The organism is Actinoplanes sichuanensis (assembly GCF_033097365.1).
GTDB lineage: Bacteria > Actinomycetota > Actinomycetes > Mycobacteriales > Micromonosporaceae > Actinoplanes > Actinoplanes sichuanensis.
In genome coordinates this window covers 6,948,710-6,965,532 of sequence record NZ_AP028461.1, presented here as the reverse complement: position 1 = coordinate 6,965,532, position 16,823 = coordinate 6,948,710, and the positions used below count along the sequence as shown (strand labels likewise).

Annotated in this window: 16 protein-coding genes; 5 read left to right on the top strand and 11 right to left on the bottom strand. The window is 71.2% G+C overall.

From position 1 onward, the window contains the following. Position 1 precedes the first annotated feature (1 nt). On the bottom strand, positions 2-1,132 hold the full coding sequence (locus tag Q0Z83_RS32170; RefSeq protein ID WP_317786992.1) for a hypothetical protein: 1,131 nt from the start codon (positions 1,130-1,132) through the stop codon (positions 2-4). A 96-nt stretch (positions 1,133-1,228) separates the two neighbouring features. Between Q0Z83_RS32170 and Q0Z83_RS32165 the strand changes: the two genes are divergently transcribed. Next, on the top strand, positions 1,229-2,185 hold the full coding sequence (locus Q0Z83_RS32165) for an alcohol dehydrogenase catalytic domain-containing protein (protein WP_317786991.1): 957 nt from the start codon (positions 1,229-1,231) through the stop codon (positions 2,183-2,185). Between the two features lies 1 nt (position 2,186). Here the strand turns inward: Q0Z83_RS32165 and Q0Z83_RS32160 are convergent, their stop codons facing one another. Continuing rightward, complete coding sequence (locus Q0Z83_RS32160; protein ID WP_317786990.1) at positions 2,187-3,218, bottom strand: hypothetical protein; 1,032 nt, start codon at positions 3,216-3,218, stop codon at positions 2,187-2,189. A 97-nt stretch (positions 3,219-3,315) separates the two neighbouring features. Here Q0Z83_RS32160 and Q0Z83_RS32155 point away from each other — a divergent pair, with 97 nt between their 5' ends. After that, entirely contained in the window at positions 3,316-4,785 is a 1,470-nt protein-coding gene (locus tag Q0Z83_RS32155; protein WP_317786989.1) for a GGDEF domain-containing protein, read from the top strand. Here the strand turns inward: Q0Z83_RS32155 and Q0Z83_RS32150 are convergent. Then, positions 4,778-6,310: a GGDEF domain-containing protein gene (locus Q0Z83_RS32150; protein WP_317786988.1), complete on the bottom strand. Its 1,533-nt coding sequence runs from the start codon at positions 6,308-6,310 to the stop codon at positions 4,778-4,780. The two genes, Q0Z83_RS32155 and Q0Z83_RS32150, sit on opposite strands and share 8 nt — an antisense overlap. 126 nt (positions 6,311-6,436) lie before the next feature. On the opposite strand from Q0Z83_RS32150, the gene Q0Z83_RS32145 reads away from it, so the two are divergent. Further along, positions 6,437-7,951: a S8 family serine peptidase gene (locus Q0Z83_RS32145; protein ID WP_317786987.1), complete on the top strand. Its 1,515-nt coding sequence runs from the start codon at positions 6,437-6,439 to the stop codon at positions 7,949-7,951. Positions 7,952-7,957: 6 nt separating this feature from the next. Here Q0Z83_RS32145 and Q0Z83_RS32140 read toward each other — a convergent pair whose 3' ends face one another. From Q0Z83_RS32140 to Q0Z83_RS32125, 4 genes are read right to left on the bottom strand one after another with little or no spacing between them, the layout of a single operon-like run. Then, positions 7,958-8,512 carry a hypothetical protein gene (locus tag Q0Z83_RS32140; RefSeq protein ID WP_317786986.1) on the bottom strand — a complete coding sequence of 185 codons (555 nt, stop codon included), beginning with the start codon at positions 8,510-8,512 and terminating at the stop codon, positions 7,958-7,960. Beyond that, positions 8,509-9,378, bottom strand: coding sequence for a TIGR03619 family F420-dependent LLM class oxidoreductase (locus Q0Z83_RS32135; protein WP_317786985.1), 870 nt, complete (start codon positions 9,376-9,378; stop codon positions 8,509-8,511). The genes Q0Z83_RS32140 and Q0Z83_RS32135 overlap by 4 nt, the downstream gene beginning before the upstream one ends. Beyond that, positions 9,375-10,124 carry an acyl-CoA dehydrogenase family protein gene (locus Q0Z83_RS32130; protein WP_317786984.1) on the bottom strand — a complete coding sequence of 250 codons (750 nt, stop codon included), beginning with the start codon at positions 10,122-10,124 and terminating at the stop codon, positions 9,375-9,377. The genes Q0Z83_RS32135 and Q0Z83_RS32130 overlap by 4 nt, the downstream gene beginning before the upstream one ends. Positions 10,125-10,134: 10 nt before the next feature. After that, a complete protein-coding gene (locus Q0Z83_RS32125; protein ID WP_317786983.1) occupies positions 10,135-11,268 on the bottom strand; it encodes an acyl-CoA dehydrogenase family protein in 1,134 nt (377 codons plus the stop codon). Positions 11,269-11,331: 63 nt separating this feature from the next. On the opposite strand from Q0Z83_RS32125, the gene Q0Z83_RS32120 reads away from it, so the two are divergent. Then, positions 11,332-12,504, top strand: a complete 1,173-nt coding sequence (locus Q0Z83_RS32120; protein WP_317786982.1) for an acetyl-CoA C-acetyltransferase — start codon at positions 11,332-11,334, stop codon at positions 12,502-12,504. On the opposite strand, the gene Q0Z83_RS32115 is transcribed toward Q0Z83_RS32120, so the two are convergent. The 4 genes from Q0Z83_RS32115 to Q0Z83_RS32100 are packed head-to-tail and all read right to left on the bottom strand — an operon-like array spanning position 12,488 to position 15,784. Further along, positions 12,488-13,537 carry an NAD(P)H-dependent flavin oxidoreductase gene (locus tag Q0Z83_RS32115; protein WP_317786981.1) on the bottom strand — a complete coding sequence of 350 codons (1,050 nt, stop codon included), beginning with the start codon at positions 13,535-13,537 and terminating at the stop codon, positions 12,488-12,490. The genes Q0Z83_RS32120 and Q0Z83_RS32115 overlap by 17 nt on opposite strands. Beyond that, entirely contained in the window at positions 13,534-14,226 is a 693-nt protein-coding gene (locus Q0Z83_RS32110) for a CoA-transferase subunit beta (protein WP_317786980.1), read from the bottom strand. Before Q0Z83_RS32110 ends, Q0Z83_RS32115 begins: the two co-directional genes overlap by 4 nt. Then, a complete protein-coding gene (locus Q0Z83_RS32105) occupies positions 14,223-15,044 on the bottom strand; it encodes a CoA transferase subunit A (RefSeq protein WP_317797170.1) in 822 nt (273 codons plus the stop codon). Before Q0Z83_RS32105 ends, Q0Z83_RS32110 begins: the two co-directional genes overlap by 4 nt. A 2-nt stretch (positions 15,045-15,046) precedes the next feature. Continuing rightward, entirely contained in the window at positions 15,047-15,784 is a 738-nt protein-coding gene (locus Q0Z83_RS32100; RefSeq protein ID WP_317786979.1) for an enoyl-CoA hydratase family protein, read from the bottom strand. A gap of 49 nt (positions 15,785-15,833) precedes the next feature. Between Q0Z83_RS32100 and Q0Z83_RS32095 the strand changes: the two genes are divergently transcribed. Next, entirely contained in the window at positions 15,834-16,793 is a 960-nt protein-coding gene (locus Q0Z83_RS32095) for an SDR family oxidoreductase (protein WP_317786978.1), read from the top strand. Positions 16,794-16,823 lie beyond the last annotated feature (30 nt).

Sequence of the window (16,823 nt, the reverse complement as noted above, 5' to 3'; positions counted from 1 at the left end):
CTCAGCCCAGCATCCGGGCCGCGACCGCGGCCTGTCGGGCGGCGATCCGTTCCCGCCACGCCTCCGGCCCGACCCGCTTGTAGTGCGGCAGCAGTTTCGGCAGGTCGTCGACGGCCACGAGATCGACTTTCGGCCCGTCGTCGGCGGTGAGTTCCCGGGACAGCCGCTGCCAGCGCAACTGCACGTAGCCGCGGCGGTGCCCGGTGCGTTCCAGCCAGTTCGCGACGCCCGGGTTCCGCTCGCTGATCACGTAGCGGATCATGCCGTCCGGGTCGATCTGCGCCTGGTCGCGCGTGAGGCTGGTCTGGTGGTTGATGTAGTCCAGCGACACGTACCACATGCTCCCGAGCTGAATGCCCTGGTAGGGGGCGTCGCTGACCGGGACGGTGACGACCATCGCCTGGTCGTCGTCGAGGTCGTAGTGCCCGACCGAGGAGAACTGCGTGGTCAGACCGCCCGGAGTGGACCGTGGTGCGGTGAGCGTGTTGACCGGCAGCCCGAGGTAGAAACGCTCGGCGAAGGCGAGGAACGTGCGCAGCCGGCTGATCAGGATCTTTCCGGCCACGCCGTACCGCTTGGTCAGCGCATCCAGCGTGGGGGGAGGTGGGGCCGCACCGGTCCGGTCCGCACGCTGGATGCGCAGCATCCCGGGCCGCTCGGCGGCCCAGTCGCTGAAGACCTCCCGGACCACGAGCATCCCGGCGCCCTTCAGGCCCGGCCCGAGGAACATCCGGAACGAACCGTCCGGCCCGATCTCGATCTCCCGGTCGTCGAAGGCGGCCAGACTGCCCGGCACCTGGATCGGCGAGTAGTCGCCGTCGAGGATCTGGAAACTCAGGTCCACCGTGCTGCCGCGCTCGCCGGTGATCACATATTCGGCGTCGTCGCGCAGCCACGCGTGGAAGTACAGGGTGTCCGGGTTGTCCAGGCCCATCTTCGTGTACGGGCCGGTGGAACGGACGAAATAGGGGAAGTCCCGCTGGTACGCCCACGCCATCTGCACCGACGCACGGATGCTGCCGGCCAGATAGTCGTAGCCCTCGACGAGGTCGAGTTCGTCGCGCACGTGCGGGGCACCGGTGATGACCCGCTCGGCCTCCTGGATCGCTTCCGCGAACGGTGTGGTGAGCACGCCCTCGACAATAGAACTCGTTCTAGTTTCCGGTCAATCTCTCCTTGACCGAGTGCGATAACAGGTTCCACTCTGTAAGGCGTGCTGGCCTATCGGATGACTGACTGGGGCGCGCCACCGAAACTCGTCGAGGTGCCGGATCCGGTGCCGGGGCCGGGGGAGACGCTGGTGCGGGTGGCCGGTTGCGGGCTGTGCCGCTCCGACCTGACCATGCGGCACCTCCCGGCCGCCGTCGGCGAACAGCTCGGCTGGTCGATGCCGTTCACGCTGGGCCACGAGGTCGCCGGCTGGATCGACGGCACCGGCGAACCGGTCGCGCTGGTCTCACCGACGTCGTGCGGCGTCTGCCGATACTGCGTGCGCGGCCAGGACAGCGGCTGCCCCCACGGGAGGGCCGGGCGGGGTTACGGGCGCGACGGCGGCCTGGCGCAGTTCGTGCTGGTCGCCGACCGGCGGGCGCTGCTCCCGCTCGGTGCCCTGGACCCGCGGCACGCCGGTCCGCTGACCGACGCCGGCGCGACCGCCTATCACGCGGTGCGGCGGGCCCTGCCCCGGATCCCGGCCGGCGGCACCGTCGTCGTGATCGGCGCCGGTGGGCTGGGCGCGTTCGCCATCCAGTTCGTGCGGGTACTGACCGCGGCCCGGGTCGTCGCCGTGGACCCGCTGCCGGCCCGGCTGTCCTACGCGGCCGAGATCGGGGCGCACTCCGGTGTGCCGGAGGTGTCCGGAAAGGCCGACGTGGTCCTCGACTTCGTCGGCACCGACGAGACGATCGCGGCAGGCATCGCGGCGGTCCGCACCGGCGGCGCGTACGGCCTGATCGGCTCGGCCGACGGCCGGTTGCGCGGACCGTGGTTCTCCACCCTGCCCCGCGACGGTGAGGTGTTCACCTTCCAGGGGTCGTCGATCGCCGACGCGCAGGAGGTGATCGCCCTGGCCGGGGCCGGGTTGATCCGCAACCAGGTGGTGGAGTTCGGGTTGGGCGAGATCGACCGGGCCTACGCCGAGCTCGCCTCCGGCGGGCTCACCGGCCGGGCCGTCATCGTCCCCTAGCTCAGACGCCACCGACGCCGTTCGCCCACCACCAGCTCTTCAGGTAGCCGTACTCCATGTCGCCCCAGAACCAGCCCCACTCGTTGAAGCGGCTCACGTACGGACCCAGCTCGTCGAAGACGACCTTCGCGTCCTTCCGGCGGCCGATCAGGCTGTAGTAGACCGCCATCCACTGCCGGACCTGCGACAGCTGCTCGGACGTGGGCGGCGCGGACCGGAACTTGGTGATCCACCCGTCGATGTCCCGCTGCACCTCGGGCCGGCGGAAATATCTCCGGACCGCCTTCTGCGACTCGTCGCTGCGGTCCTCCCAGGCGAACTCGCGCATCGCGTACTCGAAATGAGCCTTCAACGGCAGCAGTACGGTCTTGTGCCCGGCCGGCGCACCCTCGGCCGCGGCCCGTGCGATCTCGAACATCTGCTCGTGCGAGCCGTACCACTTCTGGCACCGCAGGATGACCGCCAGCTCGTGCATGTCGAAGTTGTGCGGGTCGCGTCGCTGCGCCTCGAAGTAGAGCTCGTTCAACGGGTCCGCCCCGGCCGCGAAACACGCCGACATCAGCCGGATCAGCGGGCCCGGATCGCGCGGGTCGGCCAGCTCCAGCGCACGCAGACCGGCCTCGGCCGCCTTCTCCGACAGCGTGTGGAAGCTGTGGATCTGCTCGGCCGACAGTTTCGCCGCGACCGCGCCGCCCCGGGCCCGACCGGCCCGGCCGGCGAGCACCTTCGCCCAGATCATCGCCACCGACGGATCCGACGGCTCGGCCCGCGCCCACGCGTCGAACCACGTGTCGTCGTCGTCGGCCAGACCGGCGAAGACACCGAGCCGGTAGCCGCGCAGCGCCCAGTCCGTACCGGCCGCCTCGATCGCCTGTTTCGCGACCCGCCAGTCGCCGTCGCGCAGCAACCAGGCCCGCGCGTCCCGCAACACCGAGTCCTTGATCATCAGGTCCACGTCGGCGTCGAATTCGGGCGTCGGCGGCAACGGGCCGCCGATGACGCGACGGATCACGTAACGGGCGAGGAAGAACATCGCAAGATCGTACGGTCGGCTGCACCCGTACTGATACCCCGTCCGCAACCCGGCCCCGGCACCCTGGGGCCGGTAACCGGTCACGACGGAGGCGGACATGCCGATGCTTCTCGTGCTGCTCGGCGCCGCCCTGGTCGTCGGGCATTTCGCCGTGCTTCGCGCACTGCCGTCCGGGTCACAGGCGGCCACCGACTTCAGCGTCACCGTGCTCATCCTGTCCGCGCTGTTCGCCGCGGTCGCCTCGGTGCTCACCGCCCGCCGCGGCGCCGGCCGCTCCCGCCTGGCCTGGGCGGTCCTGGCCGTCGGTATGACCGGCTGGGCGTTCGGCGAGTCGACGTGGGCCTACTACGTGTCGATCCGGCAGGTCACCGCCCCGTTCCCGAACATCGGCGACTTCGGGTTCCTGTTCATCGTCCCGTGCACGGTCACCGCCCTGATCGCCTTCCTCGGGGTCCGCCGCGGCCTGCTCCGGGTCGTCCTCGACGGGCTCGTCATCGCCGGTTCCCTGCTCTTCCTCAGCTGGGTGTTCGTCCTGGAGTCGGTCTACCGGGCGGGCAACCTCACCCCGCTGGCCAAGGCGGTGTCGGCCGCGTACCCGCTCGGCGACGTGCTGATCGGCGCGGTCGCCCTGATCCTGCTCCCGCACGCCGAACCGGGCCGCCGCCGCAGCGCCGCCCTGATCGTCGCCGGCGCGATCTCGTTCAGCACCGCCGACCTCGGGTTCGCCTACCTCAACCAGCACAGCTCGTACACCTGCGGCAGCGTCATCGACACCGGCTGGGTCGCCGGGTTCGTGCTGTTCGGCCTGGCCGCCGTGATGGCACCGGCCCAGCGGCCCGGCACGGCCGCCCCCACCCTGCCGGTGCTGCTCTACCTGCCGTACTTTCCGCTCGCCCTGGCCATCCTCGCCGCCATCGACCGGGTCGGCTCCGGTGCCCACCTCGACCTGTTCTCGGCGGCCGTCCTCGGTGCCGTCGTCCTGCTCGTCCTGGCCCGCCAGCTGGTCGCGCTGCGCGACAACTCGGCGCTCAGCCGCGACCTGCACCGGGTCGTCTCCGAACTGCGCGAACGCGAGGAACAACTGCGGCACCTGGCCTACCACGACCCGTTGACCGGTGCCGCCAACCGCGCCCTGTTCCACCAGCGCGCCGCGGACCGGCCGACCGGCCCGCTCACCGTGCTCTACCTGGACCTGGACGGCTTCAAACCGGTAAACGACCGGCTCGGCCACGCCGCCGGCGACCTCCTGCTGACCGAGGTGGCGGCCCGGCTGCGCGCCGAGACCCGCACCATCGACCTGGTGGCCCGCCTCGGCGGCGACGAATTCGCGATCCTGCTCGCCCCGGACACCGACACGGTCGACGTTCTCGTGGACCGGCTCCGGGACCGGTTGACCCAACCGTTCCGCATCGGTGCCGAGACCGTCACCATCGGGGTCAGCATCGGCGTGGCGGCCCGCGAGAACGACGACGACACCGACACCATCCTGCACCGTGCCGACGCCGCGATGTACGTGGCGAAGGCCCGCGGACGAGCCGAGCGGCAGATTCCCGAGATCGTCAGCTGATCACGCGGTCCCGGCCCTCGCGCTTGGCCGTGTAGAGGCGACGGTCGGCCTCGGCAAGCAGCTGGGCCTGGTCGCGGGTGGCCTGACCGGTGACGACGGCGCCCACACTGATCCGCACCGGCAGGTCCCCGGTGACCGGCTGCCAGCGGTGCCCGGCGATCCGGCGGCGGACGCCGTCGAGCCGCTCGAACACCTCGGCGGCGGTCACCCCGGGCAGCACCATCAGGAACTCCTCGCCACCCATCCGGGCCACGAAACCGTCGGCGGCGAGGCGGTCCTGTTCGTCGGCCAGCAGTTCGGCGACCGCGATCAGCACCCGGTCACCGGTGTCGTGCGACAGCGTGTCGTTGATCCGTTTGAAGTGGTCGATGTCGATCACCGACAGGACCACCGGGCGCCTCGCCGAGGCGGCCCCGGCGAGCACCTGTGGCAGAGTCTCGTCGACGAACCGGCGGTTCCACAGGCCGGTCAGCGGGTCGCGGCGGGCCTGCTCCCGGTAGCGTTCGGCGTCCCGGCGGGCCTCCGCGGTCTCCAGCATCGCCTGCCGGGCCCGCGCCTTCGCCTCCTGCTGGGCCGAGCGCAACTGCTCACTGGCGGTGTGGAAGCGCTTGTACTCGTCGAACGCGGCCCGGTGGTCACCGGCGGCCGCATACAGCTCCGCCTGCTCGGCCATCGCCCGTACGCCCACCGAGTTGAGCTGGTGCTCGGCACACAGATCCCGGCAGTGGTCCAGGCTCGCCTGAGCCCGGTCCAGGGCGTCCCGGTGCCGCTGGGCGAGCGCCAGGGTCAGCGCGGCCTCGGCGGCGTCGTGTGCCTCGAACCAGGGCGGCGCCTCCCAGACGTTCTGCAGGATCCGTTCCGCCTCTTCGTACCGGCCCTCGCTGATGTGGATGTTCGCGACCGTGTCCCGCTCGATGATCAGCAGGTCCCGGCCGATCGCCCGGGCCGCGTGGTACATCCGCTCGACCGCGGCCAGCGCGGTGCCCGCGTTGCCGGCTTCCAGTTCGGTGTACGCCAGATTGTTCAGCACCAGCAGTTGCCGGGTCCGGTCGCCGATCTCGGTGGCGATCCGTTCCGCCTGCTGGTAGCGGGCCCGGGCGGCATCGGTGGAGCCGTTCTCGGCCAGCGAGTTGGCCAGCCGGACCAGATGGATCACCCGCAGCCCGCCCGGTGCGTCGTCGTCGAGCAGGTCCACCGCGTTCAGCGCGTGCTCCAGACTGGCCGCGTGATCACCCAGGTAGTGGAAGGTCAGCGCCAGATGGAAGTGGCTGCGGGCCAGCAGCGGTCGGCAGTCGTGACGTTCCGCCCAGCGGTGGGTGGCCAGGAAGACCCGGGCCGCGTGATCGACGTCGCCCTGCCGGCGGCGCATGTCGGCCTGCACCAGCCGGGCCCGGTGCCCCAGCACCACGTCCTCCAGCCGCTGCGCCTCGTCCACGGCGGCGGACGCCCGGGCCAGCAGGGCCGAGACGTCGTGTCCCTCGTGGTTCTCGAGGTCGTCGACTTCGGCGGCGAGGTCCAGGATCACTGCCGCCACATCGGCGCGATCGGCCGGAACTGAAGAAAACGGATTCGGAAGGAAACCTCAGGGTCCGCGGGCCCGCGCCGATGACTCGCCACCGTACGGCAACCGGAACGCTACGGAGGACGCGCGATGAAGCGTACGAGGAGAGCCCTGCGCACGGCGGTGGCGGTGGCTCTGCCGCTCGCCCTGGTCGGGGGCAGTGCGCTGACCGTGCCCGGGGCGAAGCCGGAGCCGATGGGCCGGGCCTGGAGCGGCCGTTGGCTCACCACCACCGGATCCACGACCGGCACCACCATCAGGGACGTCCGGTCGATCATCGGGGCGGACACCGGGGCCGCGGCCGGGCTGACCGGCGCCGGCGTGGGTGTGGCGCTGCTCGACACCGGGATCGCGCCGGTCGCCGGACTGCCGGCCGGCAAGGTCGTCAACGGTCCCGACCTGTCCTTCGAGTCGCAGGCCGACAACCTGCGATACCTCGACTCGTACGGCCACGGCACCCACATGGCGGGCATCATCGTCGGCAACGACACCGCCTCCGGAACCAGGGGCGTCGCCCCCGGCGCGCAGCTCACGTCCCTCAAACTGGGCACCGCGAACGGCGCCGTGGACGTCTCGCAGGTGATCGCCGCCGTCGACTGGGTGGTCGAGCACCGTAACGACGACCCGGCCAACCCGATCCGGGTGCTCAACCTCTCCTACGGCAGCGGCGGCAACCCGTCGGCGGCCAGCGACCCCCTGCAGTACGCTGTCGAACGCGCCTGGAAAGCCGGCATCGTCGTGGTCGTGGCGGCCGGGAACGACGGCAACGCGGAGACCCGGCTGACCAACCCGGCCACCGATCCGTTCGTGATCGCGGTCGGCGCCGCCGCCACCAAGGGCACCGTCTCCACCGTCGACGACGACCTGGCCACGTTCACCAACAGCGGCACCAACGGCAAGGCGATCGACGTGCTGGCGCCGGGCGAGTCGATCCTGTCGTTGCGGGACCCGGGGTCGGCCATCGACACGGCGTACCCGGCGGCACGCAGCGGCAGCACGCTGTTCCGGGGGAGCGGCACCTCGCAGGCCACCGCGGTGACGTCCGCGGCCGTCGCGCTGCTGCTGCAGGCCCGGCCGTCGCTCACCCCCGACCAGGTCAAGGACCTTCTCAAACGGGGTACGGCGTTGACCGCCGGCAAAGCGGGTTCGCTGCGGCTGAAGCAGGTCAACGTGAACACCGCGCTGGGCCTGACCCCGGCCGCCGCCGGACAGCCGTTCCCGCTGTCCGCCGGTGACGGCCGGCTCGACGAAGCCCGCGGCGACAGCCGGGTGGTCAGCAACAACGTGCCGCTGACCGGTGAGTTCACCGTCTTCGGACCGTTCCACAGCGCCAACTGGGCGGCCATGTCGGCGGCCGAGCGGTCCTGGATCGGCGGCACCTGGATGGGCACGCCGATCGCGGGCGACGGGTGGAACGGCACGTCGTTCGCGTCCCGCACCTGGGGTTCGGCGGTGTGGCAGGCGATCCCGTGGAGCGGCAGCCGGACCTGGACCGACCCGAGCTGGAGCGGACGGGCGTGGAGCGGACGGGCCTGGTCGACGGACGACTGGAGCGGGGCCCGCTATGCCTCCACCGAGGACTGGAGCACCGCCCTCTGGGGCTGAGACCGGTCAGATGCGGTCGTCCGGCCACGGAGCGCGTACCAGATCAAGGGTTATGAAGGTGTCCGGTGGACGCGTCTCCGGCGTCGGGCCGTCGTGGATCCGCCATTTGTCACCGGTCAATTCGGTGGCGATGGCGGACCAGAAATCCTCGACGCCCGGGTTGTATCGCTGGAAACCGATCACCCAGCGGCCCGGAACCATGCGGATGACCTCCAGGGCGGCGATCCGGCCGACGCCGGTCCGGCGCAGACCGCGAACCACGAAGAACGCCGAAATGGTACGGCCGCCGTCCGGATGCGCGGCGGTCAGCACGAATCCTCCGGTACGGCCCGCGGCGGTGATCAGCCAGCCGCGGGCCTCCGGGTCGGCGCCGGCCAGGAAGAGATCGACGGAACGGTCGTTGAAGGACCCGTCGTCGTTCGGCACGTGCCCGTAGGACTCGGACAGGTCGTGCCTGAACAGTTGTCCGAGATTGGTCAGCACGGCACGATCGGCCCGGCCGACCGGGCGCAGTTCGACCGGCCGGGACGCCGGGCGGGGCGGGGCAGCGGGAGAGGTCACCCGGCCGAGGCTAGCGGCCCCACGAATCGGTCCGCGAAGCGGCGCAGAGCGTCACGTTTCTCCTGGAGGGAGGCGTCGAGGCGGCGCCACGGGATGACGATGGCATCGGTGACGCCGATCTCGGCCTGCTGCCGGAACCCGTCGAGGCCGGGCCGGTCGATGCAGACCGCCTGGATCTCGAACGGCAGGTGGGCGCGGCCGTACTCGGCGCGGAGCTCGGCCAGCCTGGTGATCGTGGTCCGCAGATCGTCGAAACCGATCATCGCCGAGGACCAGCCGTCGCCGATCCGCGCGGCCCGGCGCAGCGCCGGTTCGGAATGCCCGCCGACGTAGAACGGGACCGGTTCGGTCGGCGCCGGGCTCATCTGCAGTTTCTCGAACGAGAAATGCTTACCGTGAAACGACACCATGCCACCGCCGAGAATCCGTTTGAGAATCTCGATCGACTCGTCGGCGCGGGCCCCGCGATCGGAGAACGGCTGACCGCACCAGTGCGATTCCTCGGGCGACCAGCCGAGCCCGACACCGAGCCCGAACCGGTTTCCGGTGAGCGCCGCGACCGTGCCGATCTGCCGCGCGAGCAGCACCGGATTCCGCGGATCGAGTTTGAGGACCTGGGTGTAGAAACGGATCGTCGAGGTGACCGCGCCCATCGCCCCGGCCGCCACCATCGGGTCCGGCCACGGGGTGTCGGCATTCCAGAAACGGCTGCCGTCCGGCGTGTAGGGATATGCGGCGGAGACGTGCTCGGAATAGAACAGCGAATCCGGCAACGCGATCGAGGCGAAACCACATTCCTCAGCGGTACGGGCGAGCTCGGTCAACTGGTCGAGCGGACTCAGCGCGATCCCCAGCGTGAATTTCATGACAGCACCTCGGCCAGGTCGAGAAGGTGGGCGGTGGCGCCACCGAGCCGGAACTCGTGGTCCTCGGCGGCCAGGAAGTACCTGTGCAGCGGATAGTCCATGTCGATGCCGACGCCGCCGTGCACGTGAACGGCGGTGTGCAGCACCCGGTGCCCGGCCTCGGCGGCCCAGAACCCGGCGGTCGCGACCTCGGCCGGCTCCGGCCGGGACGCCGCCTGCCAGACGGCCAACCGCAGCGCCTCCACGTCGATCCACGCGTCGGCCAGCCGCTGAGTGACGGCCTGGAACGAGCCGATCGGCCGTTCGAACTGGACCCGGGTGCGGGCGTATTCGGCGGTCATCTCCAGAGCGCGTTCGACGACGCCGAGCTGTTGGGCCGCGGTGCCCAGGATCAGTCTTCGTCTCGCGGTCGCCGGCTCGATCCCGGCGTCGGCGAGGATCAGCTCGCCCCGTCCGGCCGGGACGGCCAGGCTCTCCACCTGCTCGTCGGTGCCGAACTCGGCGATCGTCGAGGCGGCCACCACGATCGACGTCAGGTACGGGACGTCGGCCGCGTGCCGGCCCAGCTCGATCAGGATCGCGCACTGCTCGATCAGCCCGTAACCCTCGCCGCCGGCCCGTTTCGGTAGGGCCGCCGCGAGGATCCCGGCCTCGGCCAGCGCCGGCCACAGCGGCCGGCCGGACGATGCCAGATCACGGGTCAGCCCGGCCAGTTCGACGGCCTCGGTGCTGAGTTCGAAGTCCATGAGCGGCTCCTCAACGCCTGATCGGGAGGCCGAGCGCACCGGCCGCGATGATGTCGCGCTGCACCTCGTTGGTACCGCCGCCGAAGGTCAGGATCAGCGACGATCGGTACATCCGCTCGATCCGCCCGGACAGCACCGCGCCCGGCTCGCCGTCCCGGATCGTCGCGGCCGGGCCGATGATCTCCATGAGTAGCCGGTACGCCTCGATCGCCAGTTCGGTGCCGTAGACCTTGCCGGCCGAGGCCCGGGGCGCCGCCGGGGTACCGTCGGTGACACAGGCCCGCCAGTTGAACAGCTTCAGCGCCTCGGTCTTCGCGTACACCCGGGCCAGGTGCAGACGCACCCACTCGTGCTCGATCCGGCCGGTGGTGACCGCCCAGTCACGGACCTCCCGTAGCGCCCGCTGCAGCGGAGCGGCAGAGGTGAGGGCCACCCGCTCGTGGTTGAGCTGGTCGGTGATCAGACGCCAGCCCTGGTTCTCCTCGCCGACCAGCGCGGACACCGGGACGCGTACGTCGTCGTAGTAGGTGGCGCTGGTCGACGGGCCGGCCACGGTCCGCACCGGGGTCCAGGAGAAGCCCGGCGCGTCGGTCGGGACCATGATGATCGACAGGCCCTGGTGCCGCTTTTCGACATCCGAGGTGCGGCAGGCCAGCCAGACGTAGTCGGCGTACTGGATGAGGCTCGTCCACATCTTCTGACCGTTGATCACGTAGTGGTCGCCGTCGCGGACCGCCCGGGTCTTCAAGGCGGCCAGGTCGGTGCCGGCACCCGGCTCCGAATAGCCGATCGAGAAGTGCACCTCGCCCGCTTCGATCCGGGGAACGAGCCGTTCCCTCTGCTCGGCCGTGCCGTGTCGGGCGATGGTCGGGCCGACCGTGTAGAGGGTCAGGAACGGCACCGGCACACCGGCCAGGGCCGCCTCGTCGGCGAAGATCAGTTGCTCCAGGCGGGAGCGGCCGCCGATCGTCAGCCAGCCGTCGCGGCCCAGCCTCCGGACCACCTCCCGGTACGCGGCGCCGTCCCCGTATTCGCCGTCGCCGCTGGTCAGGCCGTCGCGGAGGGACGGGGTCAGCAGGGCGGCGAAGTAGTCCCGCAGGGAGGCTCGCAGCTTCTCCTGCTCGGGCGTGTATCCGACGTGCATGGGCCACCCCGATCCCGGTAAGTTAGAACACGTTCTACTCGCTGCGACGGGAGGGCGTCAACAATGGAGGCATATCTGGTCGGTGCGGTGCGCACGCCGGTGGGTCGTCGCGGGGGCCGTTTCGCCGAGGTTCATCCAGCGGACATGGGGGCCGCGGTGATCAGGGCGGTCCTGGGGAGCGTCGATCCGGGTGCGGTCGACGACGTGATCCTGGGGTGTGTCGACACCTTGGGGCCGCAGTCCGGGGACATCGCCCGGACGGCGTGGCTCGCGGCCGGACTTCCAGAACATGTTCCCGGCGTCACGGTGGATCGGCAGTGCGGGTCGTCGCAGCAGGCGGTGCACTTCGCGGCGCAGGCGGTGATGAGCGGGACCGCTGATCTGATCGTGGCCGGGGGAGTGCAGAACATGAGCCGGGTCCCGATCGGCAGCGCGATGGCCCCGTCCGGGCCGTATGTGGGCACCGAGGGCTGGGCGGCGCGGTATGGCTCGCAGGAAGTCTCCCAGTTTCGCAGCGCGGACGAGATCGCGGCACGATGGTCGCTCGATCGTGAGGAGCTGGAACGTTTCGCGCTATCAAGTCACGAAAAATCGGTCAAAGCAATCGATGGTGGGCGATTCTTGCGGGAGATCATCGGCGGAGACATGGCGGGCGGCGCCCGCGATTCCGGCGACGCGGCCGGCTGGGGCGGTGCGAATGGTGTTGATGAGTGTCCGCGCCGGGACACCAGCGCCGAGCGGATCGCCGCGCTGAAGCCGCTTCGGGAGGGTGGGGTCACCACGGCCGCGATGGCGAGTCAGATCGCGGACGGGGCCGCCGCGCTACTGGTCGCGAGTGAACGGGCCGTCCGGGACCACGGTCTGCGTCCGCGAGCGCGCATCCACCACCTCTCCGCCCGAGGTGACGACCCGGTGCTGATGCTCTCCGCGCCGATCCCGGCGACCGCCCACGCTCTCCGGAATACCGGGCTGAGCATCGACGACATCGACCGTTTCGAGGTGAACGAGGCGTTCGCCAGTGTCGTCCTGGCCTGGCTGAAGGAGACCGGCGCCGACCCCGGCCGGGTCAACGTGAACGGCGGCGCGATCGCCCTCGGGCACCCGCTCGGCGCGACCGGCGCCCGGCTCATGGTCGGCATGCTGCACGAACTCGAACGGTGCGGCGGACGCTACGGCCTGCAGACCATGTGCGAGGGCGGCGGCCAGGCCAACGTGACGATCATCGAACGGCTGTGAGCCGCCCCAATCCGTCGTCCGCCTCCCGCATGATCCGGGTGATCAGTTCGGCGCACGACGGCAGGTCGTCGATCACTCCGGCGACCTGCCCGGCCGACATCACCCCGTACTCCGGGCGCCCCTCCACCATCGCCGTCCGCAGCAGCACCGGCGTGCCCGCCGCCATCAGCGTCTGCGCCCAGCTCAGATCGCGCCCGTGCCGCGCCGCCCGCCCGGCGCGCACCAGTTGCGGCCACGACATGCCGGCGAGACGCCGGAACGCGACAGCGTGCCGGGCCGACCTCAGCAGCGCGGTCACCCTCCCCGATCTCTCCAACCCGCGGATGTACGGGGTACGCAGCACCCGATGCGGCACACCGTCCACTCGGGTGGTGACGACGGTGCCGGTCACGTCCGCATCGAGGTAGAGCTGCTTCACCCGCGCCCCGACCGGACTGTCCGAGGTGAGCAGGAACCGGGTGCCCATCGCCACCCCGGCCGCCCCGTAGGCCAGCGCGGCGAGCAGCCCCCGCCCGTCGAAGAACCCACCGGCCGCCACCACCGGGATGTCCACCGCGTCCACCACCTGTGGCAGCAGCAGCGTCGTCGGCACCGGTCCGGTGTGCCCGCCGCCCTCACCGCCCTGGACGAGGACGGCGTCCACACCCCAGGCCGCGACCTTCTCGGCGTGCCGGCGCGCACCCACCGACGGCATGGTCAGCACCCCGCCGTCGGCGCACCGGCGGATCAGGTCACGGTCCGGTGCGAGGGCGAACGAGGCGAGCTTCACCCGTTCCCGGATCAGCAGGTCGATGCGTTGCGTGGCATCGGGGGCGTCCGCCCGTACATTGACGCCGAAGGGATTGTCGGTCTTGCTCTTGATCTCTGTGATCGTGGCTTCGAGCTGGTCGAGGGGCATCGTCGCGGAGGCCACGATGCCGAAACCGCCGGCTTCGGCCACCGCCGACACCAGACCGGCCCCGGCGACGTAGCCCATCCCGGTCTGCACGATCGGATGCCGGCAGCCGAGCAGGTCGGTGAGCGCCGTCCTCATCCGACCTCCCGATCCCGGCGGCCGTCCGGATCGAGGTGCTCCCGGATCAGCCGCTGCTCATCCGGGGTGGGCCCACGGGTCTCCGGAACCTGATCAGGAACGGTCAACGTGAAGCCGGTCGCCGCGACCACCTCGTCCACCGTGACCCCCGGATGCACCGACCGCAGCCGCATCGACCGGTCCGGGGTGGCGAAGTCGAGGACCGCCAGATTCGTGACGACCAGGCGGATCTCGTGCGCGCCGCGATCGTGGCCGACCCCGGAGACCATGTCGACGTGCTCGACGAACACCCGCGGCGAATGCCGGGGCACCCAGTAGCTGACCGGGTGGTTCACCGTGTTCCCGGGTGCGCCGCGCACGCACAGCAGCTGCGAGACCGGCCGCTCCCACGGGCCGACGCAGGAGATGTTCTGATTGCCGAACCGGTCCAGCTGGCTCGCACCCATCATCACGTGCCGGGTGCCGGCCGCGACGATCGCGAAGACCTGGCGGTACGGCAGCCAGCCCTCCACCCGCCCGTCCCGCAGCAGGGTCGCCTCACCGTCGGTGACCAGCAGATCCGGGGCGAACGTGAGCTGCGCCAGCCGGGCACCCAGCCCCGGAACGACCCCGGCCGAGCCGGCCAGCACCGCACCGTCGCCGCGCCACGCCTCGGCACACGCCACCACGCACGTCTCGGCGCGGGTCATCGCCGTACCGCCCGCTGGTAGTCGTCCTCGTCGCCGTCCAGATAGCGGGCCCGGAACGTGTCCCAGTCGGTCGTGGCGTACTCCTTCTGAAACGTCTCGTCCCGTCCGTAGTCGGGGACGCAGCTGGTGAAGTGCGCACCGTGCGGGGTCTCCACCACGCCGTCCACCATCGACCGGTTGACCAGCAGCGTCTGCGGCGGACCGCCGTTGATCAGGTCGTCGGTCTCCTGCAGACGTTCACACGACAGGAACCGTCGTTTCGCGGCCAGGCAGAACAGGTCGTCGAAGTACGGGTCGGGGCCCAGGTAGCGGCCGTTGCCGGAGGCGTCGGCCCGGTTCAGGTGGATGAACGCCACGTCCATGGTGATCGCCGGCATCGCCACCAGCTCGGTGCCGTCGGAGTAGGGCGAGCGGACAGTTTTCAGACCCGGGTTCACCCGCATCACGTCCGAACCCAGACCGGCGCGGATCGGCAGGAACGGCAGCCGGTTCGCGCCGGCCAGCAGACCCCAATACAGCATGCCCTCGTCATATTCGGTCAGCTCGACCGTGCCCGCGCTGCGGGCGGCCCGGAAGTGCGGCTCCAGCGGGATGCTGTCCAGCGAGACGAAACCGGTGACTATCCGGCGTACGAGCCCCGCGGCGACCAGCAGTCCGACGTCCGGTCCGCCGTAACTGACCAGGGTCAGGTCCTTGCGGCCGGCCCTCAGCAGCGCCCGGACCAGAGCCATCGGTTTCCGTCGGGAGCCCCAGCCGCCGATCCCGACGGTCATCCCGTCCCGGACCTCGGCGACCGCGTCCTCGATGCTGACTTCCATCTTCACCGGCCCTCCACGAACCTCTGCCGGGCCCGGTCGCCGGCGCCGTTCAGGTTCAGCTCGAACGTGAAGCCCTGCTCGAACCGGTAGGAGCGCTTGACGTCGATCGGGTCGATCCCGTTCAGCGACTCCTTGGCCCGCCTGATCACCAGCGGGTCCTTCGCCGCGATCTCCTCGGCCACCCGGTGCGCGGCCCGGCGCAGCCCGGCCGCCGGAACCACCTCCAGCACCGTCCCGAACCGGTGCAACTCCCGCGCGGTCACCGGCCGGCAGGTGTAGACCATGGTCCGCATCAGCTGGTGCGGAACCAGCCGGGCCAGATGGGTGGCCGCACCCAGCGCGCCCCGGTCCACCTCGGGCAGCCCGAACGTGGCGTCGTCGGCCGCGATCACCAGATCGGCGTTGCCGACCAGGCCGACCCCGCCGCCCAGACAGAACCCCTGAACCGCGGCGATCACCGGGACCGGGCAGTCGTAGACCGCGCCGAACGCCGCCGCACACCCCCGGTTCGCGGCCAGCAGCGCCTCGTGCCCGGGTGTCCGCTGCATCTCCTTGATGTCGACACCGGCGCAGAACCCCCGGCCCTCGGCCGCCAGCACCACCACCCGGGTCTGCTCGTCGGCCCCGGCGGCGCCGATCGCGTCGGCGAGGGCGTGCCAACCGGCCGCCGGAAGCGCGTTGACCGGCGGAAAATCCACGATCACCTCGGCGACCGCGCCACGCTGCAGATCGATCCCCACGGCGGTCAGGCTAACCTAGCGCTTGCTTGGGTGGCTAGCATCGACATTCATGGACCCCCTCGACTTCACCGGCCGCGCCGTGGTGGTCACCGGCGGCACCCGGGGCATCGGAGCCGCCATCGCGGCCGCGTTCCGCGCCGCCGGCGCCGACGTCCTGATCTGCGGCCGCACCCCACCGACCTCGTCCCCGGTCGCTCTGCCCGGCCACCGTTCCGCCCCCTCGGTCTCGTCGTCCTCCGCGGCGGCTTCCTCGGGGGTGGAGTTCTTCCAGGCGGACGTGCGTGATCCGGCCCAGGCCGCGGCCCTGATCGAGGCGGCGATCGATCGTTTCGGGCGGGTGGATGTCGTGATCAACAACGCGGGTGGCAGCCCGGAGGTGCCCGCTGGAGAAGCGTCCCCGCGCCTGCACGCGAAGATCATCGAACTCAATCTCCTCGCACCTCTACACGTGGCGCAGGCGGCCAACGCGGTCATGCGGGATCAGGACACCGGCGGCGTCATCCTCATGATCGGCAGCGTCAGCGGGACTCGGCCGTCGCCCGGGACCGCCGCCTACGGTGCGGCCAAGGCCGGCCTTCACCACCTCGCCACCAGCCTGGCCGCGGAGTGGGCTCCGAGGGTGCGGGTGAACACCCTGGTGGTCGGCCCGGTCGAGGCGTCCGGGTCGGCGGGGGCCGGGTCGGCGGGGGCCGGGTCGGCGGGGGCCGGGTCGGCGGGGGCCGGGTCGGCGGGGGCCGGGTCGGCGGGGGCCGGGTCGGCCGTCGCTCCGGCCCGGGGTGGCGTCCATGACGATCTCGGCCGGCGCGACGGTCGGGCGGCGTCGACGGTGGCGCGGACCGTTCCGATGGGGCGGGCGGCGACCGCGGGGGAGGTGGCCGGCGCCTGTCTTCTGCTCGCCTCTCCGCTGGCCGGGTACATCAGTGGGGCCTCGCTGGCGGTGCACGGCGGCGGTGAATGGCCGGCGTATCTGGCGGACCTCCGGGACACGGCGTACCGTGCCGAGAAGTAGAACCTGTTTCAATTCGCGCGCCCGGAGGTC

Bases quoted from the DNA above. Each gene is read 5' to 3' on its own strand.
- Q0Z83_RS32165 (WP_317786991.1), top strand. From the start codon at position 1,229: ATGACTGACTGGGGCGCGCCACCGAAACTCGTCGAGGTGCCGGATCCG.
- Q0Z83_RS32160 (WP_317786990.1), bottom strand. From the start codon at position 3,218: ATGTTCTTCCTCGCCCGTTACGTGATCCGTCGCGTCATCGGCGGCCCG.
- Q0Z83_RS32155 (WP_317786989.1), top strand. From the start codon at position 3,316: ATGCCGATGCTTCTCGTGCTGCTCGGCGCCGCCCTGGTCGTCGGGCAT.
- Q0Z83_RS32145 (WP_317786987.1), top strand. From the start codon at position 6,437: ATGAAGCGTACGAGGAGAGCCCTGCGCACGGCGGTGGCGGTGGCTCTG.
- Q0Z83_RS32135 (WP_317786985.1), bottom strand. From the start codon at position 9,378: ATGAAATTCACGCTGGGGATCGCGCTGAGTCCGCTCGACCAGTTGACC.
- Q0Z83_RS32130 (WP_317786984.1), bottom strand. From the start codon at position 10,124: ATGGACTTCGAACTCAGCACCGAGGCCGTCGAACTGGCCGGGCTGACC.
- Q0Z83_RS32125 (WP_317786983.1), bottom strand. From the start codon at position 11,268: ATGCACGTCGGATACACGCCCGAGCAGGAGAAGCTGCGAGCCTCCCTG.
- Q0Z83_RS32120 (WP_317786982.1), top strand. From the start codon at position 11,332: ATGGAGGCATATCTGGTCGGTGCGGTGCGCACGCCGGTGGGTCGTCGC.
- Q0Z83_RS32115 (WP_317786981.1), bottom strand. From the start codon at position 13,537: ATGAGGACGGCGCTCACCGACCTGCTCGGCTGCCGGCATCCGATCGTG.
- Q0Z83_RS32110 (WP_317786980.1), bottom strand. From the start codon at position 14,226: ATGACCCGCGCCGAGACGTGCGTGGTGGCGTGTGCCGAGGCGTGGCGC.
- Q0Z83_RS32105 (WP_317797170.1), bottom strand. From the start codon at position 15,044: ATGGAAGTCAGCATCGAGGACGCGGTCGCCGAGGTCCGGGACGGGATG.
- Q0Z83_RS32095 (WP_317786978.1), top strand. From the start codon at position 15,834: ATGGACCCCCTCGACTTCACCGGCCGCGCCGTGGTGGTCACCGGCGGC.